The organism is Halomonas sp. G15, from assembly GCF_021282295.1.
In the GTDB taxonomy this organism is placed as follows: Bacteria; Pseudomonadota; Gammaproteobacteria; order Pseudomonadales; family Halomonadaceae; genus Halomonas; species Halomonas alimentaria.
The window spans coordinates 1-18160 of record NZ_JAJSPA010000003.1 but is presented as its reverse complement, the minus strand read 5'-3'; the positions used below and the strand labels follow the sequence as shown (position 1 = coordinate 18160).

Here is an 18160-nt window from a genome sequence, read left to right as displayed (position 1 = left end):
CCAGGCTGACGCTGCCGGTGCAGTGGGGTAGTCTGGGCGCCAATATCGTCACCGCAAGGGGAAGAAGGATGAGCGAGCTGAGAACCACCCTGGTGCAGTGTGACCTGCGCTGGGAGGATCCGGTGGCCAACTGCCGGATGCTGGAGGATACCCTGGGTGATCTTGGCGGCGAGCAGACCGATCTGATCGTGCTGCCGGAGATGTTCGCCACCGGCTTCACCATGAACTCCCGTGAGATGGCCGAGCCCATGGAGGAGAGCGCGACCGTGGCCTGGCTGCGCGAGCAGGCCTGGCAGCGGGGCTGCGTGGTCACCGGCAGCGTGGCGATCGTCGAGCATGGCGACTACTTCAATCGCCTGGTGTGGGCGCGGCCGGATGGCTCCTGTGCTACCTACGACAAGCGTCACCTGTTCCGCATGGCCGGCGAGCACGAGCGCTATGCCATGGGGCACGAGCGGGTGATCGTCGAGCTCAAGGGGTTTCGCATCCTGCTCAGTGTCTGCTACGACCTGCGCTTCCCGGTGTGGCTGCGACAGCAGCCCGGTCCCGGCGAGCACTTCGAGTATGACGCCCTGCTGTGCGTGGCCAACTGGCCGGCGCCGCGTCGCCACCCGTGGCGTGTCCTGCTGCAGGCCCGGGCGATCGAGAACCTGTGCCCGGTGATCGGCGTGAATCGTGTCGGCGAGGACGCCAAGGGGCTGCCCTATGCCGGGGACTCCATGCTGATCGACGCCAAGGGCGAGGCGCTGATCGACGAGCCCAAGGGCGAAGCCTTCGTCAAGACCGCCAGCCTCTCCCTGGACGAGCTGCGGGCGTTTCGCGACAAGTTTCCCGCCTGGCGCGATGCCGACCATTTCAGTCTCGCCGATGGGGTGGGCAGCTGATGCGCCTCGATCGTTTCCTGAGTGAGTCCACCGAGCTGACCCGCAGCCTGGCCAAGAAGGCGATGCACCGCGGCGAGGTCAGCGTCGACGGTGAGGTCATCAAGAACCCGGCCACCCAGGTGGACGAGACCAGCCGGGTGACCTGGAACGGCCAGCCGCTCGCCCTGGTGGGGCTGCGCTACGTGATGCTGCACAAGCCGGGCGGCGTGGAGTGCACGGCGCGCCGGACCCTCTATCCCCGGGCCATCGACCTGATCGAACTGCCCATGCTCGAGCGCCTGCAGACGGTGGGGCGCCTGGATGTGGATACCACTGGTCTGGTGCTGCTCACCGACGACGGTCAGTGGTCGCATCGTGTCACCTCGCCCAAGCGTCGCTGTGGCAAGGTCTACCGGGTGACCCTGGCCGACCCGCTCGAGGGGGCCGTTCTCGATGACGCCATCGCCCGCTTCGCCGAGGGGCTACTGCTCGACGGCGAGGAGAAGCCTACTCGCCCGGCCGAGCTCGCCATGCGCGAGCCGATCGTCGCCGAGCTGACCCTCTTCGAGGGCAAGTACCATCAGGTGAAGCGGATGTTCGCTGCCATCGGTCATCACGTTGTGGCCCTGCATCGTGAGTCCATCGGTCCGCTGTCGCTGGGCGAGTTGGCCGAGGGCGAGTGGCGCGAGCTGAGCGAGGAGGAGGTCGCGGCCTTCTAGCCGGCGGCGGCCGGCGGCAGTGGCTCAGCGGCGAGCGATGACCAGGTGGCGCTGCGATTGCGCCCCTGGTATTTCGCCTGGTAGAGCGCCTTGTCGGCCAGGCCCAGCAGGGCGATGGGTTCCCGGGAGTGGCAGGGATAGGTGGCCACGCCGCAGGAGAGGGTGACCGTCGGCAGCGCCTGGTCTCCGTGGTGCAGGGTCAGACGTCGGACCCGTTCGACCAGCTCGCCGGCCCGGGCCTCGGCGCGTTCGGTCGTGGCGCCGGGCAGCAGGGCGACGAACTCCTCGCCTCCCATGCGACACACCACGTCGGCGTCGCGGAAGTGATCCTGGAGCAGCTCGGCCACCGCCATCAGTACACTGTCCCCCACCTCGTGACCGTACTGGTCGTTGATCTGCTTGAAGTGATCCAGGTCGATCATGATCAGCGACAGCGGCGCCCCCTCGCGGTCGGCGCGACTCGCCTCGTGCTGCATCAGCTCGTCGAAGTAACGACGATTCTTGAGCCCGGTGAGCGGGTCCTCGTAGGAGAAGCCCTCGAGCTTGCGCACCAGGCAGTCGAGCTTGGCGGTGCGTTCGCGTACCTGCTCCTCGAGGTGCCGGTTGAGACGCGACAGCTGGCGCTGGGTGCGGCGATAGTGCCACAGCGATACCCCCACGATCGCCAGCGAGAAGGCCAGCAGCCCCAGGCTGACCGGTACCTTGCGCCAGTCCAGCAGACCATGGGCCACCGCCATGTCTGCCATCAGCAGCCCCGCCATCAGCGCGAAGCTGCCTATGATCCAGCGCTGTTCGGTTTCCAGGCGCCGCAAGTGCCAGGCAGCCAGGGCCAGCATCAGCGGCAGGGTGATCGACAGCATCAGATCGAAGGGGGGAAAGGTGTTGGCCACGGTCACCAGACCCAGCTGGCTAAGCCCCAGTGCGGCGCCGAGATAGGCCAGATGCAATCGCCAAAGTATGCCCATGAGGCGTTGCGGTGTGCCCGAAAGCCAGTGCGTGAGCAGCAGCCCCATCCCCACCGGCAGCGTGAAGTAGCCGGCGGCGGCCAGGCTGTCCCACAGCAGTGGTCGGTCGAGGAGCAGCTGACTGAACTGCGTCTCGGCGAGGATCATGGTGCTGGCCGCCAGCGAGAAGAGGGCCACCGCTCCCAGGCTCTGGCGCTGGGCCCCGATGAGCGCAAAGCTGCCTGCGAGCAGGGCCAGGAGCAGCGAGAAGGCGCTGATCACCACATCGTCCCAGGCGCGATGCACGATCATCGTCAGTACATCCAGTCGATCCATGACCCTGGCCTCGCCCCACAGGCCGATATCGGTGTAGTCGGAGAAGATCCTGACGTGAAGCGTCTTGCCGGCGAAGTCCTCGGGTAGCTCGATCATGTGCCAGGGCCAGCCGGCGAAGCGGCCGCGCCCCTCGGCGTCAAACTCGCCGTACTGGTAGAGCGGCTCCCCGTCCAGGAAGAACTGGGCGATCAGGTCGATGCTGTAGATGTAGATCACCGGGTCACGCCACTCCCCTTCGGGAAGCACCGTGCGCAACCACAGGTGCTCCTGACCGGCACGGCCGGGGGGATTGGACGGGAAGTCGATGGCACGCCATTCGCCGCTGCCGGCGTCATCGAGCCAGGCGGGGGTGCCCGAGGCATCCCGGGGAGAGTCTCCCCAGCGCCACTCCCAGCCGGTCAAGTCCCTGGGCGGCGCCGTGGCAGCAAGTAGTGCCTCGGACAGAAGCAGGCTCAGCAGAACGCTGACAGCAAGAATCAAGGGGCGCATCGGACACCCATGGATGAAAAGGATGCGCCGAGTATAGGTCAGGGCACGGGCCGCGGCCCTGTTCAAATGAAGGGGGCCATCAACGCATGCCGGGTGTCAGGCCGGCGGCCTTGACCAGCGCCCGGGTGTAGTCGCTGCGCGGATTGGCCAGCACCTCGAGGCACTCGCCTTCCTCGATCATCTCGCCCTCCTTGAGCACCATGATGCGATGCGCCATGGCGCGCACCACCGCCAGGTCATGGCTGATGAACAGGTAGCTCATGCCGCGGCGCGCCTGGAGGTCGCGCAACAGGGCTACCAGCTGCTTCTGCACGGTGCGGTCGAGCGCCGATGTGGGCTCGTCGAGCACCAGCAGGGCGGGTTCGAGGATGATCGCCCTGGCCACGGCGATGCGCTGACGCTGACCGCCGGAGAACTCGTGGGGATAGCGGTCGGCGCAGTCGGCCGGCAGGCCCACTTCGCGTAGGGTATCGGCCACCCGGCGGCGCACCTCGGACTCCGCCAGCTCGGGATGGTGGAAGCGCAGCCCCTCGCTGACGATCTCGGCGACCGGCAGGCGGGGTGAGAGCGAGCCGTAGGGATCCTGGAAGACGATCTGTAACCGCTGGCGCATGCGGCGCAGGGCACCACCGGACAGGGTATCCAGTCGGGTGTCATCGAGGTGGATCTCGCCGTGGCTCTCCACCAGGCGCAGCAGCGCCATGGCAAGCGTCGTCTTGCCGGAACCGGATTCGCCGACGATGCCCAGCGTCTCGCCGCGACCCAGGGTGAGCGACAGTGGCCTGACCGCCTCGAAGGCTGGCGGGCGCGGCATGAAGAGCTTCTTGGGGCGCTGGAAGCGCACGCCCAGACGATCAGCGCGCAGCAGCGGTTGCCCCGCGCCGGCCGGCTCGGGGCGTCCCTCGGGCTCGGCCGCAAGCAGGGTGCGGGTGTAGGCGCTCTGGGGGGAGGCGAACACACGCTCCACTGGCCCCGTCTCCTGCTCGCGGCCCTGGTAGAGCACGCAGACCCGGTCGGCGTGGCGGCGCACCAGGTTGAGGTCATGGGTGATGAACAGCATGCCCATGCCGTGGTGATCGCGCAGCTCAGCGAGCAGGGCGAGGATCTCCTGCTGCACGGTGACATCCAGCGCCGTGGTGGGCTCGTCGGCGATCAGTAGCTCCGGGTCATTGGCGATCGCCATGGCGATCATCACCCGCTGGCGCTGGCCGCCGGAGAGCTGGTGGGGCCAGGCGTCGGCGAGCTCCTCGGCGCGCGGCAACTTGACCTGGGCCAGCAGTTCGATGACCCGGGCACGTGCCGCACGGCCGGAGAGTCCCTGGTGCAGGCGCAGGGTCTCGCCGATCTGCTTGCCCACGGTGTGCAGGGGGTTGAGGGAGGTCATCGGTTCCTGGAACACGAAGCCCACCCGGCCGCCGCGCAGGCCCTGCCAGTCGCGGTGGCGCAGGCGCGCCAGGTCGGTATCGACCAGGATTCGACCGCCGCTGACGCTGGCATTGCCCGGCAGCAGGTTCATGGCACCCAGCGCCGACACCGACTTGCCGGAGCCGGACTCGCCCACCAGGGCCAGGGTCTCCCCCCGTCCGACGCTGAGGTTGAGTCGGTCGACCACGGTGACGCCGTCGAAGGCGATGGAGAACTCCTCGAGACGCAGCAGATCAGGCATCGGCGGGACTCCTCTCGACGGCCGGGGCCGGGGCAGGGTGCTGGATATGGCGAGGGTCGAAGGCGTCACGCAGCCCCTCGCCGATGAACACCAGCAGCGACAGCATCAGCGACAGGCTGACGAAGGCGGTGATGCCGAGCCAGGGGGCATGCAGGTTGTTCTTGCCCTGGGCCACCAGTTCACCCAGCGACGGCGAGCCCGGCGGCAGACCGAAGCCCAGGAAGTCCAGCGCGGTCAGGGTGGTGATGGCGCCGGTAAACAGGAAGGGGATGAAGGTCAGGGTGGCGACCATGGCATTGGGCAGCACGTGGCGCCACATGATCAGCCGCGGGGTCAGCCCCATGGCGCGGGCGGCACGCACGTATTCCAGGTTGCGGGCGCGCAGGAACTCGGCGCGCACCACATCGACCAGGCCCAGCCAGGAGAACAGCAGCATGATCCCCAGCAGCCACCAGAAGCCGGGCTGCACGAAGCTGGCCAGGATGATCAGCAGGAAGAGCACCGGCAGGCCCTGCCAGATCTCGGTGAAGCGCTGGCCGATCAGGTCGGTCTTGCCGCCGAAGTAACCCTGGATGCCGCCCACCAGCACGCCCATGGCCAGCGAACCGGCGGTCAGCACCAGGGCGAAGGCCACCGAGAGGCGGAAGCCGTAGATCACCCGGGCCAGGACATCCCGGCCCTGGTCGTCGGTCCCCAGCCAGTGGCGGGCGTCGGGCGGCGCCGGAGAGGGGCGCATCATCTGCATGTCCAGGGTCTGGTAGGAGAACGGGACCGGTGGCCACAGCGCCCAGCCGTGCTCCTCGATCTGGGCGCGGACGAAGGGGTCGTGATAGTCGGCGGTGGTGGGCAGGAAGCCGCCGAACTCGGTCTCGGGGTAGTCCACCAGCAGCGGTACATACCACTCGCCCTGGTACTGCATCACCAGCGGTTTGTCATTGGCGATCAGCTCGGCGACGAGGCTCACCACGAACAGCGCGGCGAAGATCCACAGCGAGACCCAGGCGCGGCGATTGGCGCGGAACACGCCGAAGCGGCGCCGGGTGATGGGCGAGAAGCGTTGTGCCAGGGGCGTTGCGGCATGGGCCATCGGCTCAGGACTCCCGTGTCTCGAAGTCGATGCGCGGGTCCACCCACACATAGGTCAGATCGGAGACCAGCTTCAGTAGCAGGCCGATCAGCGTGTACAGATAGAGGGTGCCAAAGATCACCGGATAGTCGCGCTGCATCACCGCCTCGAAGCCGAGCAGGCCGAGTCCCTCAAGCGAGAAGATCACCTCGATCAGCAGTGAGCCGGTGAAGAAGATCGACACCAGCGCGCCGGGCAGGCCGGCGATGATGATCAGCATGGCGTTGCGGAACACGTGTCCGTAGAGCACGCGCTGGTCGCTGGCGCCCTTGGCCCGGGCGGTGAGCACATACTGCTTGTGGATCTCGTCCAGGAAGCTGTTCTTGGTGAGCATGGTCAGGGTGGCGAAGCTGCCGATGGTCATGGCGATCACCGGCAGGGTGATGTGCCAGACATAGTCCTTGACCTTGCCCCAGGCCGAGAGCTCGTCGAAGTTAGGCGAGGTGAGCCCGCGCAACGGGAAGAGGTCCCAGTAACTGCCCCCGGCGAACAGCACGATCAGCAGGATCGCGAACAGGAAGCCGGGGATGGCGTAGCCGACGATCACCAGTCCCGAGGTCCAGACGTCGAAGCGCGAGCCGTGGTGCAGCGCCTTGCGAATGCCCAGCGGGATGGAGATCAGGTAGACCAGCAGGGTAGTCCAGAGCCCCAGCGATACCGACACCGGCAGGCGTTCGATCATCAGCTCGATCACCGGTCGGTCGCGGAAGAAGCTCACCCCGAAGTCGAAGGTGGCATAGTCGGCCAGCATGCCCAGGAAACGCTCGTGGGCCGGCTGGTCGAAGCCGAACTGCGCCTCGAGCTGCTCGATGAAGCGCGGATCGATGCCCCTGGCGCCGCGGGACTCGTCCTGGACCACCACCTCGCCACCGCCGGTATCCAGACGCGTACTGGACATGCTGTCGACACCCTCGAAGCGGGCCAGCATCTGGTCGATGGGCCCGCCGGGGGCGGCCTGGACGATGATGAAGTTGAGCAGCATGATGCCCAGCAGGGTGGGGATCATCAGCAGCAGGCGACGCAGGACATAACGGCTCACGTTCGCGGCCCTCTCCGGTTGCAGGTCACGTCGACGCTCGGCATCTCCCTAGCCTCCCCGTTGTCGGCGTTCGATGGTCGCCGCGCGTTCGGGGTCCACCCACCAGGCCTCGAGGTCCATGCCGTACTCGGGAGATGGCTCGGGCCAGCCGAACTTGTCCCATACTGCGAGCCGCGTCTCGCCCGAGTGGTAGTGGGGGATGACGATGAAGCGATGGCGCAGCACGCGGTCCAGGGCGCGGGTGAGGGTGTTGAGTGACTCGCGGCTGTCGGCGCGGATCAGGCGGTCGACCAGGTCGTCCACCACCGGGTCGGACAGGCCCATCAGGTTGCGGCTCTGGGGCACCTCGGCGTAGTCGCTGGTCCAGAACTCGCGCTGTTCGTTGCCGGGGTTGTTGGACTGCGGGAACTGTCCGACCACCATGTCGAAATCGAAGCTGCGCAAGCGGTTGAGGTACTGGTTGATATCGACGATGCGGATGGTGCCACGGATGCCCAGGCGTGCCATGTTGCGCAGCATCGGCTGGACCACCCGCTCCATGCCGGTGTCGTAGAGCAGTACCTCCAGCTCCAGCGGCCGTCCCGAATCGGCATCCACCAGGCCGCCGTCGCGGACTTCAAAGCCCGCCTCGCGCAGCAGCGCCAGGGCCAGGCGTAGCCGCTCGCGCAGCGTCTCGGGATGGTCCATGGGCAGCGGCTGGCTGAAGACGTCGTCGGGAAGCGCGTCCCGCCAGGGCTCCAGCACCTCGAGCTCGGCGTCACTGGGCAGCCCCTCGGCGGCCATCTCGGAGTTCTGGAAGAAACTCTCGGTGCGCCGGTAGGCGTCGTAGAAGATGTTGGCGTTGAGCCAGGGGAAGTCGAAGGTCAGCGCCAGGGCCTCGCGGACCCTCGGGTCCTGGAACGTCTCCTTTCGCAGGTTGAAGATAAAGGCCTGCATCGGTGCCGGCTGGCCATCGGGCACGCTGACCTTCTTCACCAGCCCCTCCTCGAAGGCCGGGAAGTCGTAGCCGGTGGCCCAGGTGGCGGCACGGGCATCGACGCGGTAGTCGAGGATACCCGCCTTGAAGGCTTCCCAGGCAATGTCGCGGTCGCGGTAGTAGTCGTAGATGAGGCGATCGATGTTGTGGCGCCCTCGCTTCGCCGCAAGGTCGCGCCCCCAGTACTCCTCCACCCGCGCATAGACGATGCGCCTGCCCGGGTCGACCTCGGCGATGCGATAGGGGCCGGAGCCGGGGTGGGCATCGAGGGTCGGGGAGGTGAAGTCACGCCCTTCCCAGTAGTGCTTGGGCAGCACCGGCAGCTGGCCGACGATCAGCGGCAGCTCCCGGGAGTGGTTGGACGCAAAGTCGAAACGCACCGTGTCCGCGTCCAGGGCGGTGACGCTCTCCACGTCGGCGTAGTAGGCGCCGTAGAAGGGGTTGCCCTGCTCGGTCAGCAGGCTGAAGCTGAAGACCACGTCCTCGGCGGTGACCGGCTCGCCGTCATGGAAGCGCGCTTCGGGCCGCAGGTCGAACTCGATCCACTCGCGTTCGGGGTCCAGCCGGATGCCCTCGGCCAGCAGGCCGTAGAGCGAGAAGGGTTCGTCGGGATTACCCTCCAGGAGGGTGTCGTAGATACGCGAGACGCCGGCCGCCGGCGTGCCGCGGATGATAAAGGGGTTGGTGGAGTCGAAACTGCCCCCCACTGCCGCCTGGGTCAGGGTGCCGCCCTTGGGTGCCTCGGGGTTGACGTAGGGGAAGTGCTCGAAGCCTGCAGGGAGTTCGGGTTCTCCGTAGAGGGCCAGGCCGTGGACGGTGGCCACCTCCTCGTCGGCCGGGGACTGGGCCACGGCCGGCAGGCCGCTCAGGCTCAACAGGCCAGCCAGCAGAATGGCAGCGGGCCGGGCGAAAGGCGTAACGGCAGCGGGCCGGCATGAAGGTATTGGCATTCTGACATCCCGTGTCGACAGTGACGCCGGCCAGTGCCGGCGTCGTACCCACTAGGCTTCGCCAGTTAAGGTGTCAGCCCCGGGCATGAAAGACAATACCTGCCTCCTGCTCGGCGGGGCCATCCACGGCCCCGGGGTGCGTTCAGCGCGAGGCGAGGCTGCGCGTCGGCAGCTCGAGCGCCTGTCCGGGCTGAATCAGGTTGCCGGCGATGCCGTTGGCCTGGCGCAGCTCGGCAACGCTGATGCCCTGGCGGGCGGCGATATCGGCCAGGGTGTCGCCGCGGCGTACCACGTAGCTGTCGTCGCCGGCCCCGGCGCTTGCCAAGGACGAAGCGGGCGATGCCAGGCGGGCCATCAGTGCGTCGGCTCGCTCGCTGGGCACCAGCAGTACCCGGTCGTTGCCGGGATGGATGGCGCCACCGGTCACTCCCGGGTTGAGCTCGGCGATGGTGACCTGGGAGACGCCGGCGAGGCGGGCGGCCTCGTCCAGGCGCAGCGGGCGCTCCACGGGGATCTTGGCGAAGGCCGGGGCGTCCTCGATCTCGGGGAGGGCGACCTGGTAGTCGTCAGGGGCGTTGATGATGGCGGCGATGGCCTTGAGCTTGGGGACGTAGTTCATGGTCTCCCGTGGCAGCGAGAGGCTCCAGTAGTCGCCACCCTTGCCCTGGGCCATGGCCCGGCGACGGGCCTTGTTGACGGTGCCGGCACCGGCATTGTAGGCCGCCAGGGAGAGTTCGATGTCCCCCTCGTACCACTGGTCCGCCTGGTACTCGATATAGTCGAGGGCCGCATAGGTGGAGGCCACCACGTCGAGGCGTCCGTCGTAGCCGCGCTGGCGGGATAGCCCCAGGGAGTCGCCGGTGCGTGGCATGAACTGCCACAGGCCGGCGGCGCCGCGGTGGGAGCGTGCGGCCGGGTCGAAGGAGCTCTCGATGAAGGGGATCAGGGCGATCTCCCCGGGCAGACCCCGCTCCTCGACCTTCTCGGTGATCCAGGCCAGCCAGGGGCGGGCACGCTCGGTGATCTCGGCAATGTTGTGCGGGGACTGGCGATAGTGATCGATCCAGGCCTGCACGCGTGGATCGTGCAGGTCGTCCTGCCACTGGAAGCTGTCGCGCAACCGGCTCCAGGCGTCACGGGTCTCCAGCGCCAGGGCGTCCCAGAAGTGCTGGGTCATGTTGCCGGGGGCGGGCTGAATCGCGCCGTGCTGTGCGGTGCCGGTGTGGCCGCGTTCGAAAGTGGCGGCCTGGCTGTGGGCGCCGGCGGTCATCAGGGCGCCCAGCAGGGCAGCGCTGCTGGCGAAGGCGAAAAGCCTGCGGCGAATGGTGTGGTAGGTCATTCGGGCGTGTACCTCCAAGGCGCGTCTAGGCCGTCCGATCGTGTCGGAGGCATGGGGCGTCCAGGGATCGAGTTCAAAAGTTGTCCTTCCAGGCGCGCAGGGTGGCGAAGGTCGCCTCGTCGCTGTCGACGTCGCCATGGGCCGAGGCGGCCTGGCGTACGCCGGCATCTGCCACGCGCAGGAAGGGATTGATGCGTTTCTCGCGGGCCATGGAAGTGGGCAGGGTGGGGCGTTCAAGCTCCCGTGCCCGCTGGCACTCCTCCATGGCCTGGGCCACGTCCGGGTTGTGGGGGTCGGCGGCCAGTGCAAAGCGCAGATTGGCCTGGGTATATTCATGAGCGGCGAACACAAGGGTGTCGTCGGGCAGGGCAGCAAGCTTTTCCAGCGAGGCGTGCATCTGCTCTGGCGTGCCCTCGAAGAGGCGGCCACAGCCTGCGCTGAACAGGGCATCGCCGCCGAACAGCAGCGGCGGGATGCCGGCGGTGAAGAAGGCGATATGATCCAGGGTGTGCCCGGGTACCGCGATCACCTCGAACAGCCGTCCCATGACGCGAACCTCATCCCCTTCGGTCACCGGGGTATCGATGCCGCCGATGGAGTCGTTGTCGGGCCCGATCACTCGCGGGGAATAGCGCTCGATGAGCTCGGCAAGGCCGCCGGTGTGGTCCCGGTGATGATGAGTGATCAGCACCGTGGAGAGCGTCAGCGACTCGCGCTCGAGCAGTTCGATGACCGGGGCGGCATCGCCCGGGTCTACCACGCACACATCGGGGGTCGTGTCCTGGCGTAGAAGCCAGATATAGTTATCGCTAAAGGCGGGAATCGGTGTCACGCTCAACATGGGCTGAGTGTCCTGAATGGGCATGAACGGTTCGCAAAATCCAGCCAATATGAAGAGCAGGGAGGGACATGTCAACCGAGACCAGCGCCCAGCGCCTTGCCGCGCTGTACCGAGAGGGCCAGGCCTTCTGGTCCTCACCGGCGGGCCAGGCCGTGCGTCACGCCGAGCGAGCCTGCCTGGGGCCGGCCTGCGAGAGGCTCTTTGGTGTGCACAGCCTCGAGCTGGGTTTCGGTGATCTGCTGGCCGACATGTGCCCGGTGCGCCATCCATTGAGCTGGGCCCCCACCCGCGAGCTGGCAGAGACATCCTCCACCCTGGTCTGCGCTCCCGATGCGCTGCCGCTCCCCGATGACAGCCTCAGCCTGGTGGTGGTGCACCATCTGCTGGAGGTTGCCCCGGACCCCCACCACATGCTGCAGGAGGCGGCGCGGGTGACCGCCGACGAGGGGCGGCTCATCCTTTTCGGCTGGATGCCTTTCTCCGCCGGGGGCATGGGGCGGCTGTCGCCGGCCCGGCGACGGGCGCTGCCGTGGCGCGGCCAGTGGCGCGCTCCGGGACGATTGCGGGACTGGCTGGCGTTTGTCGACTTCGAGATCGAGCGGGTAGACTACTGCGCTTTCCACCTGCCCGGCCGGCTGCCCCGAAACACGTTATTCGAGACGCTGGGTCGCCGTCACAATCTGCCGTTGGGCGACAGCTACATGATCCAGGCGTGCCGCCGACCGCAGCTTATCCAGTCTCGGGGAAGCCGACTGCGCTTTACCGCGCCCCTCGGGGGCTCGGCGTTAGGCGCGGCCCGCCTGAATGCCGACCCAGAGGCCCCTCGAGAGGGCGCTTGCCACAAGCAGAGGAGGCCGGCGCTTGAGTGAGCCAGACCTCGGTGATTTACCATCCTTGAGAGAGAAGTGATGCGTCAGATTGTTCTTGATACGGAAACCACGGGTATCGACCCCAGGGAGGGCCACCGGCTGATCGAGATCGGCGCGGTGGAGATGGTCAACCGCCGGCTGACCGGGCGGAGCTACCATCAGTTCATCAATCCCGAGCGCGAGATCGAGGCGGAGGCGATCTCGGTACACGGTATCACCAATGAACGGGTCGCCGACGAACCGCGTTTCGCCGAGATCGTGGATGACTTCTGGGCCTTTATCGAAGGCGCCGAACTGGTCATCCACAACGCCCCTTTCGACGTGGGCTTCATCGACCACGAGCTGTCGATGCTCGACAGTGCTCGTGGCGAGTCACGCCTGGGGCCGGTTGCCGAGCATTGCCGCATCCTGGATACCCTGCAGATGGCTCGGGACAAGCACCCCGGTCAGCGCAACAGCCTGGACGCGCTGTGCAAGCGCTACGAGATCGACAACGGCCACCGTGTCCTCCACGGCGCCTTGCTCGACGCCGAGATCCTGGCCGAGGTCTACCTGGCCATGACCGGCGGGCAGACCGCGCTGCTGCTGGATGCCTCCATGGGCGCGGAGGGCAGCCGGCAGGCGGGGATCCAGCGGCGTCCGGTAGAGCTTTCCGGGGGGCAGCTGAGGGTATCGGCTCCCAGTGACGAAGAGCTCGCCGCCCATCGCCAGAAGCTGGCGCGGATCCGCGAGGCGGCAGGCGAATGCCTGTGGGACGGTATCGAGGGGATCGTGCACTGATGTTGCGTCGTGAGCTGCCTCTGGATGCCCGGCAGGGCCATGTGATTCGCCTGGCCGAGGGACGTATCGCCCCCGCGCCCGATGGCGGTGTGCTGCAGCCGGTGATGCCCTGGACGGCGCAGATGCAGCCGCTGGGCTACTGGCACGATGTGCCCCTGGCCCTTTCCCTCGAAGCGAGCGCCGGCAGCGACTGGCCGACGGCCAGAGACTGGCTGGCACACCTGCCCGAGTCGCGCTTCCCGTTGGTCTCCACGGCCCTCCAGGTGGGCGCCTGGTTGCGTGACCATCGGTTCTGCGGCCGTTGCGGGGCACCGTCCGAGCGACTCGATGCCGAGTTCGCGATGCACTGTCGCGCCTGCGGGCACCGCAACTATCCGCGCATCTCACCCTGCATCATTACCCTGGTGACCCATGGCGAGGCCCTGCTGCTGGCGCGCAGCCCACGCTTCCCGCCGGGGCGTTACTCGACGCTTGCCGGCTTCATCGAACCGGGAGAATCGGCGGAGGAGGCGGTACGCCGCGAGATCTTCGAGGAGGTGGGGATTGCCGTGGGACGGGTTCGCTATTTTCGCAGCCAGGCCTGGCCCTTTCCCCACTCGCTGATGCTGGGCTTCTTCGCGGAGGCGGCCAGTCGGCGCATCCGTATCGACGGCGTGGAGATCGCCGATGCCGCCTGGTTCTCCCCACGCCAGCTGCCCCAGCTGCCGCCGCTCTATTCGATCTCACGGGCGCTCATCGAGACCCATCTGGCCGAGGTGGCGGCACGCTAGCGAGGCAGCGGGTCATCGAGGACCGCGCGGCACATCACGGTGGGGTGTCACTCGGCAGGGAACAGGCTGGTCAGCTTGGTGGCCAGCATCACGTTACCGGTGGCCTTCAGCTTGCCGGTCATGAAGGCGGTCATGCCGTTGACGTCGCCGGTCATCAGGCCCTTGAGCGTCGCGGTGCTCATGGACAGGCTGACGGACGGGTCGTCATGTTCTCCTTCCGCGACGCTCAGCTCGCCATCCTTGATGACCAGGTAGTGGCTGTCGGCATCATCGAAGTGGAACTGGAAGACCTCGTCCATGCCGCTGGCGGCCTGTGGGTCGAAGCGGGAGGTCAGCGTGTCGAGGGTGGACTGACTCATTCGTGGCTCCTGGTGGGTGTTTGACCCCGGGAGCGTATTTAAAACGATTGTTTAAATCAAGCGGCCCGACAGACCGCCGACGCACTCAAGCGGGCGGAGGCCGCTCACGCTATCGAGCGGTCGGAGCCGCAGAGGAGGCGACGATGGGAGATTGGCTGGCGGATTTCGGACTGTTCCTGGCCCAGCTGACGAGCCTGGTGGTTATCGTTGGACTCGCTGTCACGGTGGTGGCCAGGCTACGCAGCGAGGCGGGCAGTGACTCGCGCCTCAAGCTCGAGGAGCTCAACCGGGGGCGTGATGACAGGAAGCGGCGACTGCGCCTGGCGGCCAGCGAACCGGGGGCCCGCAAGCGCCTGATCAAGGCGTTCCGCCGTGAGGACAAGACGCGTGGCAAGGCTGGCAAGGGGGAGCAGGGGCAGGGCCGCCCGACGGTCTGGCTGCTCGACTTCCACGGTGATATCCGGGCCAGCGGTACCGGCCGCTTTGCCGAGGAGATCTCGGCGGTGATCGCAGCCGCCGAGTCGGGGGACGAGGTGGTGGTGCGCCTGGAGTCCGCCGGGGGCCTGGTGCATGCCTATGGGCTGGCGGCTGCCGAGCTGGACCGCCTGCGCGAGGCGGGGCTTGCTACCACGGTCTGCGTCGACAAGGTGGCCGCGAGTGGCGGCTATCTGATGGCATGCGGTGCAGACAGTGTCCGGGCGGCACCGCTGGCGGTGCTGGGGTCGATCGGCGTGGTGGCCCAGGTGCCCAATGTGCACCGCCTGCTCAAGCGTCACGACATCGATGTTGAGGTGCTGACCGCCGGACGCTACAAGCGGACCCTGACGGTACTCGGCGAGAATACCGAGGAGGGGCGCGAGAAGTTTCTCGACGACCTGGAGACAACCCACGAGCTCTTCAAGCGCCACGTGGCGAAGCGTCGCCCGGCACTGGATATCGAGGCGATCGCCACCGGGGAGGTCTGGTATGGCAGCGAGGCCCTCGACAAGGGGCTGGCCGATGCGCTGGGGACCAGCGAGGCCTATCTGGTGGAGCGCATGCGCGAGGCGAAGGTCATCCGGGTACGGCTTGAACCACCCCGCCGGCTCGCTGAGCGCCTGGGGATGGCAGTATCGATGGGAATCGAGCGCGCACTGCTGCGCGGGGCGGAAGTGCTCGACGCCAGTCGCTGGCAGAAGCGCTAGCCCCGGGAACCACGGTCTGGGGATTTTCCCCGATTCAACCGTCAGCCATGCCGAGGTTGACCAGGGTGGCGATGATCGCCCTGGCACTATCTCCCTGCAGCGAGTAATAGATGGTCTGGGAGCTGCGACGCGTGGTCACCAGCTCCTCGCGGCGCAGGATCGCGAGGTGTTGGGAGAGCGCCGACTGGCTCAGGGCCAGGTGTCCGTTGAGTTCGGTTACCGACAGCTCGCCAGCGTCGAGCAGACAGAGGATATGCAGTCGATTGTCGTTGGCCATGGCCTTGAGCAGGGCAGTGGAGCGATCGATGGCGCCGCTTCCCCCCTCGATAAGTCTTTCTGCCTCGCGGCTGGGCGTATGCATGGCGTGTCCCCGCGCTGCGCGTGAGTGGAGAGATCGGGCCCGACGCCGTCGCGCGTCGTGACCGTATATTGGGCTTTACTCAAGCATAGTCTAGTCCGGGTTTTGCGTGTGCGTTGAATCGTCGTCTTCGATGCTTCGGCTCCGTCGCTGTTGTTGACAATAAATCTCCATGCTCTGCATCTTTCGTCGAAAATTAGCCTATCGTATGAGGGTATTCCGGCCCCTGTGCTTTACAGTGTCAACAATCATCCGCACTGGACCGTGACAGGAACGCCATGAGCACCTACACCAACGAATTCCGCCGTTCGATCGACCATCCCGAGGCCTTCTGGGCCGAGCAGGCCCGACGCATTCCCTGGTTCAAGGAGCCCCTGCGCATCCTCGACTACGACGAGGCCAATCACGCGCGCTGGTACGGTGATGGTGAGCTGAACATCGCCTATGCCGCCCTCGACCATCATGTCGAGCAGGGCAGAGGAGACCAGCCGGCTCTCCTCTGGGACTCTCCGGTAACCGACAGCAAGCGCACCATCACCTACCGCGAGATGCGCGACCAGGTGGCGAGCTTTGCGGGGGCGCTCAGGGACCTGGGTGTGGAGAAAGGCGACCGGGTGGTGATCTACATGCCCATGGTGCCCGAGGCCCTGGTGGCCATGTACGCCTGTGCCAGGCTCGGTGCCGTGCACTCGGTGGTGTTCGGTGGCTTCGCTCCCCATGAGCTGGCCGTGCGTATCGAGGATGCCGCTCCCAAGGTCGTGGTGGCGGCCTCCTGTGGCGTCGAGGTCAACAAGGTCCTGCCCTACAAGCCGATCATCGATGCGGCCATCGAGCAAAGCGCCCACAAGCCCGATGCCTGCGTGATCTTCCAGCGCGAGCAGCACGTTGCCGAACTGGGGCAGCGCGACCATGACTGGGCAGCCCTGGTGGAGAAGGCGACGCCCGCCGACTGCGTCCCGGTGAAGGGTACCGACCCGCTCTATGTGCTCTACACCTCCGGCACCACCGGCAAGCCCAAGGGCGTGGTCCGCGATACCGGTGGCTATGCGGTGGCGCTGGCCTACTCCATGGATGTGATCTACGACGTGGCCCCGGGTGAGGTGTTCTTTTCGGCTTCGGACGTGGGCTGGGTGGTCGGCCACTCCTATATCGTCTATGCGCCGCTGCTGCGCGGGGCTACCAGCGTGGTCTACGAGGGCAAGCCGGTTAAGACGCCCGATGCCGGTGCCTTCTGGCGGCTGATCGAGGAGTATCGGGTGAAGAGCTTCTTCACCGCGCCGACCGCCTTCCGCGCTATCAAGAAGGAGGACCCCGACGGCAAGCTGCTGGCGGAGTACGACATCTCCAGTCTCAAGGCGCTGTTCCTGGCCGGCGAGCGCCTCGATCCGCCCACCTTTCATTGGCTCGACGACCTGCTCGACGTGCCGGTGATCGACCACTGGTGGCAGACCGAGACCGGTTGGCCCATCGCCGCCAATCTGCACGGCCTGGAACCCATGCCTACCAAGGCGGGGAGTGCCACCGTGCCGGTGCCGGGGTTCGACGTGCAGATCCTCGATCGTGAGGGGGAGCAGGTTGGGCCCATGGAGCAGGGCAGCGTGGTGATCAAGCAGCCCATGCCGCCGGGTTGCCTGACCGGGGTGTGGGGTGACCCGCAACGCTTCCACTCGGCCTATATGGCGGCCTTCCCGGGCTACTATCTGACCGGGGACGGTGGTTATGTCGATGAAGATGGCTACCTGTTCATCATGGGACGCACCGATGACGTCATCAACGTCGCGGGCCATCGCCTCTCCACCGGCGAGATGGAGGAGGTCGTGGGCGCGCACCCTGCAGTGGCGGAGTGCACCGTTATCGGCATCCATGATGCGCTCAAGGGGCAGCTGCCGGTGGGCCTGGTGATTCCCAAGGACGGTTTCACTGGCCGCGAGGTGGAGCTGGAGGAGGAGCTGATTGCCCTGGTGCGCGAGAAGATCGGCCCCATCGCCTGTTTCAAGCAGGTGCTGGTGGTGGACCGCCTGCCCAAGACGCGCTCCGGCAAGATCCTGCGCAAGCTGCTGCGCAATATCGCCGACGGCAAGGAGTTCGGCATACCTTCGACCATCGATGATCCGGCGAGCCTCGAGGAGATTCATGAGGCCATGAAGGCCCGCGAGGTCGGCGCCGCCCACGACGCCCGCCAGGTCTGACCCGCGAGTCATCCAGCGACAACGCACGCCGCCCCCTTGGGGGCGGCGTGCTGCGTTTGGTGGGGCAGGGATATCGCAGATGGCTACACCGCTCAAGGCTTTCCCGGCGACAGGCCTTCGAGGGGGCGCTGTGAACCCGTATATGGTCTCCTCCCGGCTTGCAAGGCTCCGTTACTCGATGCAGGTACAGGTTGCTGCCATATATCCGGCCTGTGAATGAGGCGCTGATTGCTGGTGCCTCTGGCCTCGATGAGTATCCGCGCGCACCGTCCTTATCATCCCTTAGGCTTCGTGAGCCGGTGGGTTCATCAGGTTTTCAGCACGCCGGTCTGACCTGTCGTGACATCGCGTGATCGTTGCCTT

At 66.8% G+C, this 18160-nt stretch carries 16 protein-coding genes; 7 read left to right on the top strand and 9 right to left on the bottom strand.

Translation table 11 applies throughout. From position 1 onward, the window contains the following. The first annotated feature begins 68 nt into the window (after positions 1–68). A complete protein-coding gene (locus LWH48_RS02750) occupies positions 69–884 on the top strand; it encodes an amidohydrolase (protein ID WP_232911165.1) in 816 nt (271 codons plus the stop codon). Further along, positions 884–1582 carry a pseudouridine synthase gene (locus tag LWH48_RS02745; protein ID WP_232911164.1) on the top strand — a complete coding sequence of 233 codons (699 nt, stop codon included), beginning with the start codon at positions 884–886 and terminating at the stop codon, positions 1580–1582. Before LWH48_RS02750 ends, LWH48_RS02745 begins: the two co-directional genes overlap by 1 nt. On the opposite strand, the gene LWH48_RS02740 is transcribed toward LWH48_RS02745, so the two are convergent. From LWH48_RS02740 to gloB, 7 genes are all read right to left on the bottom strand, one after another. Then, positions 1579–3351, bottom strand: coding sequence for a GGDEF domain-containing protein (locus tag LWH48_RS02740; protein WP_232911163.1), 1773 nt, complete (start codon positions 3349–3351; stop codon positions 1579–1581). The two genes, LWH48_RS02745 and LWH48_RS02740, sit on opposite strands and share 4 nt — an antisense overlap. Positions 3352–3430: 79 nt before the next feature. Continuing rightward, positions 3431–5017: an ABC transporter ATP-binding protein gene (locus LWH48_RS02735; RefSeq protein WP_232911162.1), complete on the bottom strand. Its 1587-nt coding sequence runs from the start codon at positions 5015–5017 to the stop codon at positions 3431–3433. After that, positions 5010–6104 (bottom strand): ABC transporter permease, encoded by a 1095-nt coding sequence (locus tag LWH48_RS02730; RefSeq protein ID WP_232911161.1) that lies wholly within the window; start codon positions 6102–6104, stop codon positions 5010–5012. The genes LWH48_RS02735 and LWH48_RS02730 overlap by 8 nt, the downstream gene beginning before the upstream one ends. A 4-nt stretch (positions 6105–6108) precedes the next feature. Continuing rightward, positions 6109–7182, bottom strand: coding sequence for a microcin C ABC transporter permease YejB (locus LWH48_RS02725; protein ID WP_232911160.1), 1074 nt, complete (start codon positions 7180–7182; stop codon positions 6109–6111). 48 nt (positions 7183–7230) lie between these two features. Then, the gene (locus tag LWH48_RS02720; protein ID WP_232911159.1) at positions 7231–9108 is read right to left on the bottom strand and encodes an extracellular solute-binding protein; all 1878 of its coding nucleotides are present in this window, start codon (positions 9106–9108) and stop codon (positions 7231–7233) included. A 142-nt stretch (positions 9109–9250) separates the two neighbouring features. Further along, positions 9251–10447: a transglycosylase SLT domain-containing protein gene (locus LWH48_RS02715; RefSeq protein WP_232911158.1), complete on the bottom strand. Its 1197-nt coding sequence runs from the start codon at positions 10445–10447 to the stop codon at positions 9251–9253. Between the two features lie 73 nt (positions 10448–10520). Beyond that, positions 10521–11288: a hydroxyacylglutathione hydrolase gene (gloB, locus tag LWH48_RS02710; protein WP_232911157.1), complete on the bottom strand. Its 768-nt coding sequence runs from the start codon at positions 11286–11288 to the stop codon at positions 10521–10523. A gap of 68 nt (positions 11289–11356) precedes the next feature. On the opposite strand from gloB, the gene LWH48_RS02705 reads away from it, so the two are divergent. The 3 genes from LWH48_RS02705 to nudC are packed head-to-tail and all read left to right on the top strand — an operon-like array spanning position 11357 to position 13707. After that, the gene (locus LWH48_RS02705) at positions 11357–12157 is read left to right on the top strand and encodes a class I SAM-dependent methyltransferase (protein ID WP_232911156.1); all 801 of its coding nucleotides are present in this window, start codon (positions 11357–11359) and stop codon (positions 12155–12157) included. 39 nt (positions 12158–12196) lie between these two features. Continuing rightward, a complete protein-coding gene (dnaQ, locus tag LWH48_RS02700) occupies positions 12197–12937 on the top strand; it encodes a DNA polymerase III subunit epsilon (RefSeq protein ID WP_232911155.1) in 741 nt (246 codons plus the stop codon). Next, entirely contained in the window at positions 12937–13707 is a 771-nt protein-coding gene (nudC, locus tag LWH48_RS02695) for an NAD(+) diphosphatase (RefSeq protein WP_232911154.1), read from the top strand. The genes dnaQ and nudC overlap by 1 nt, the downstream gene beginning before the upstream one ends. Before the next feature lie 47 nt (positions 13708–13754). Here the strand turns inward: nudC and LWH48_RS02690 are convergent, their stop codons facing one another. Then, entirely contained in the window at positions 13755–14066 is a 312-nt protein-coding gene (locus tag LWH48_RS02690; RefSeq protein WP_232911153.1) for an SCP2 sterol-binding domain-containing protein, read from the bottom strand. 143 nt (positions 14067–14209) lie between these two features. On the opposite strand from LWH48_RS02690, the gene sohB reads away from it, so the two are divergent. Further along, the gene (sohB, locus tag LWH48_RS02685) at positions 14210–15250 is read left to right on the top strand and encodes a protease SohB (protein ID WP_232911152.1); all 1041 of its coding nucleotides are present in this window, start codon (positions 14210–14212) and stop codon (positions 15248–15250) included. A 34-nt stretch (positions 15251–15284) separates the two neighbouring features. On the opposite strand, the gene LWH48_RS02680 is transcribed toward sohB, so the two are convergent. Beyond that, positions 15285–15611 carry an ArsR/SmtB family transcription factor gene (locus LWH48_RS02680; protein WP_232911151.1) on the bottom strand — a complete coding sequence of 109 codons (327 nt, stop codon included), beginning with the start codon at positions 15609–15611 and terminating at the stop codon, positions 15285–15287. A 254-nt stretch (positions 15612–15865) separates the two neighbouring features. Between LWH48_RS02680 and LWH48_RS02675 the strand changes: the two genes are divergently transcribed. Then, positions 15866–17797, top strand: coding sequence for a propionyl-CoA synthetase (locus LWH48_RS02675; RefSeq protein ID WP_269816065.1), 1932 nt, complete (start codon positions 15866–15868; stop codon positions 17795–17797). Positions 17798–18160: the final 363 nt, after the last annotated feature.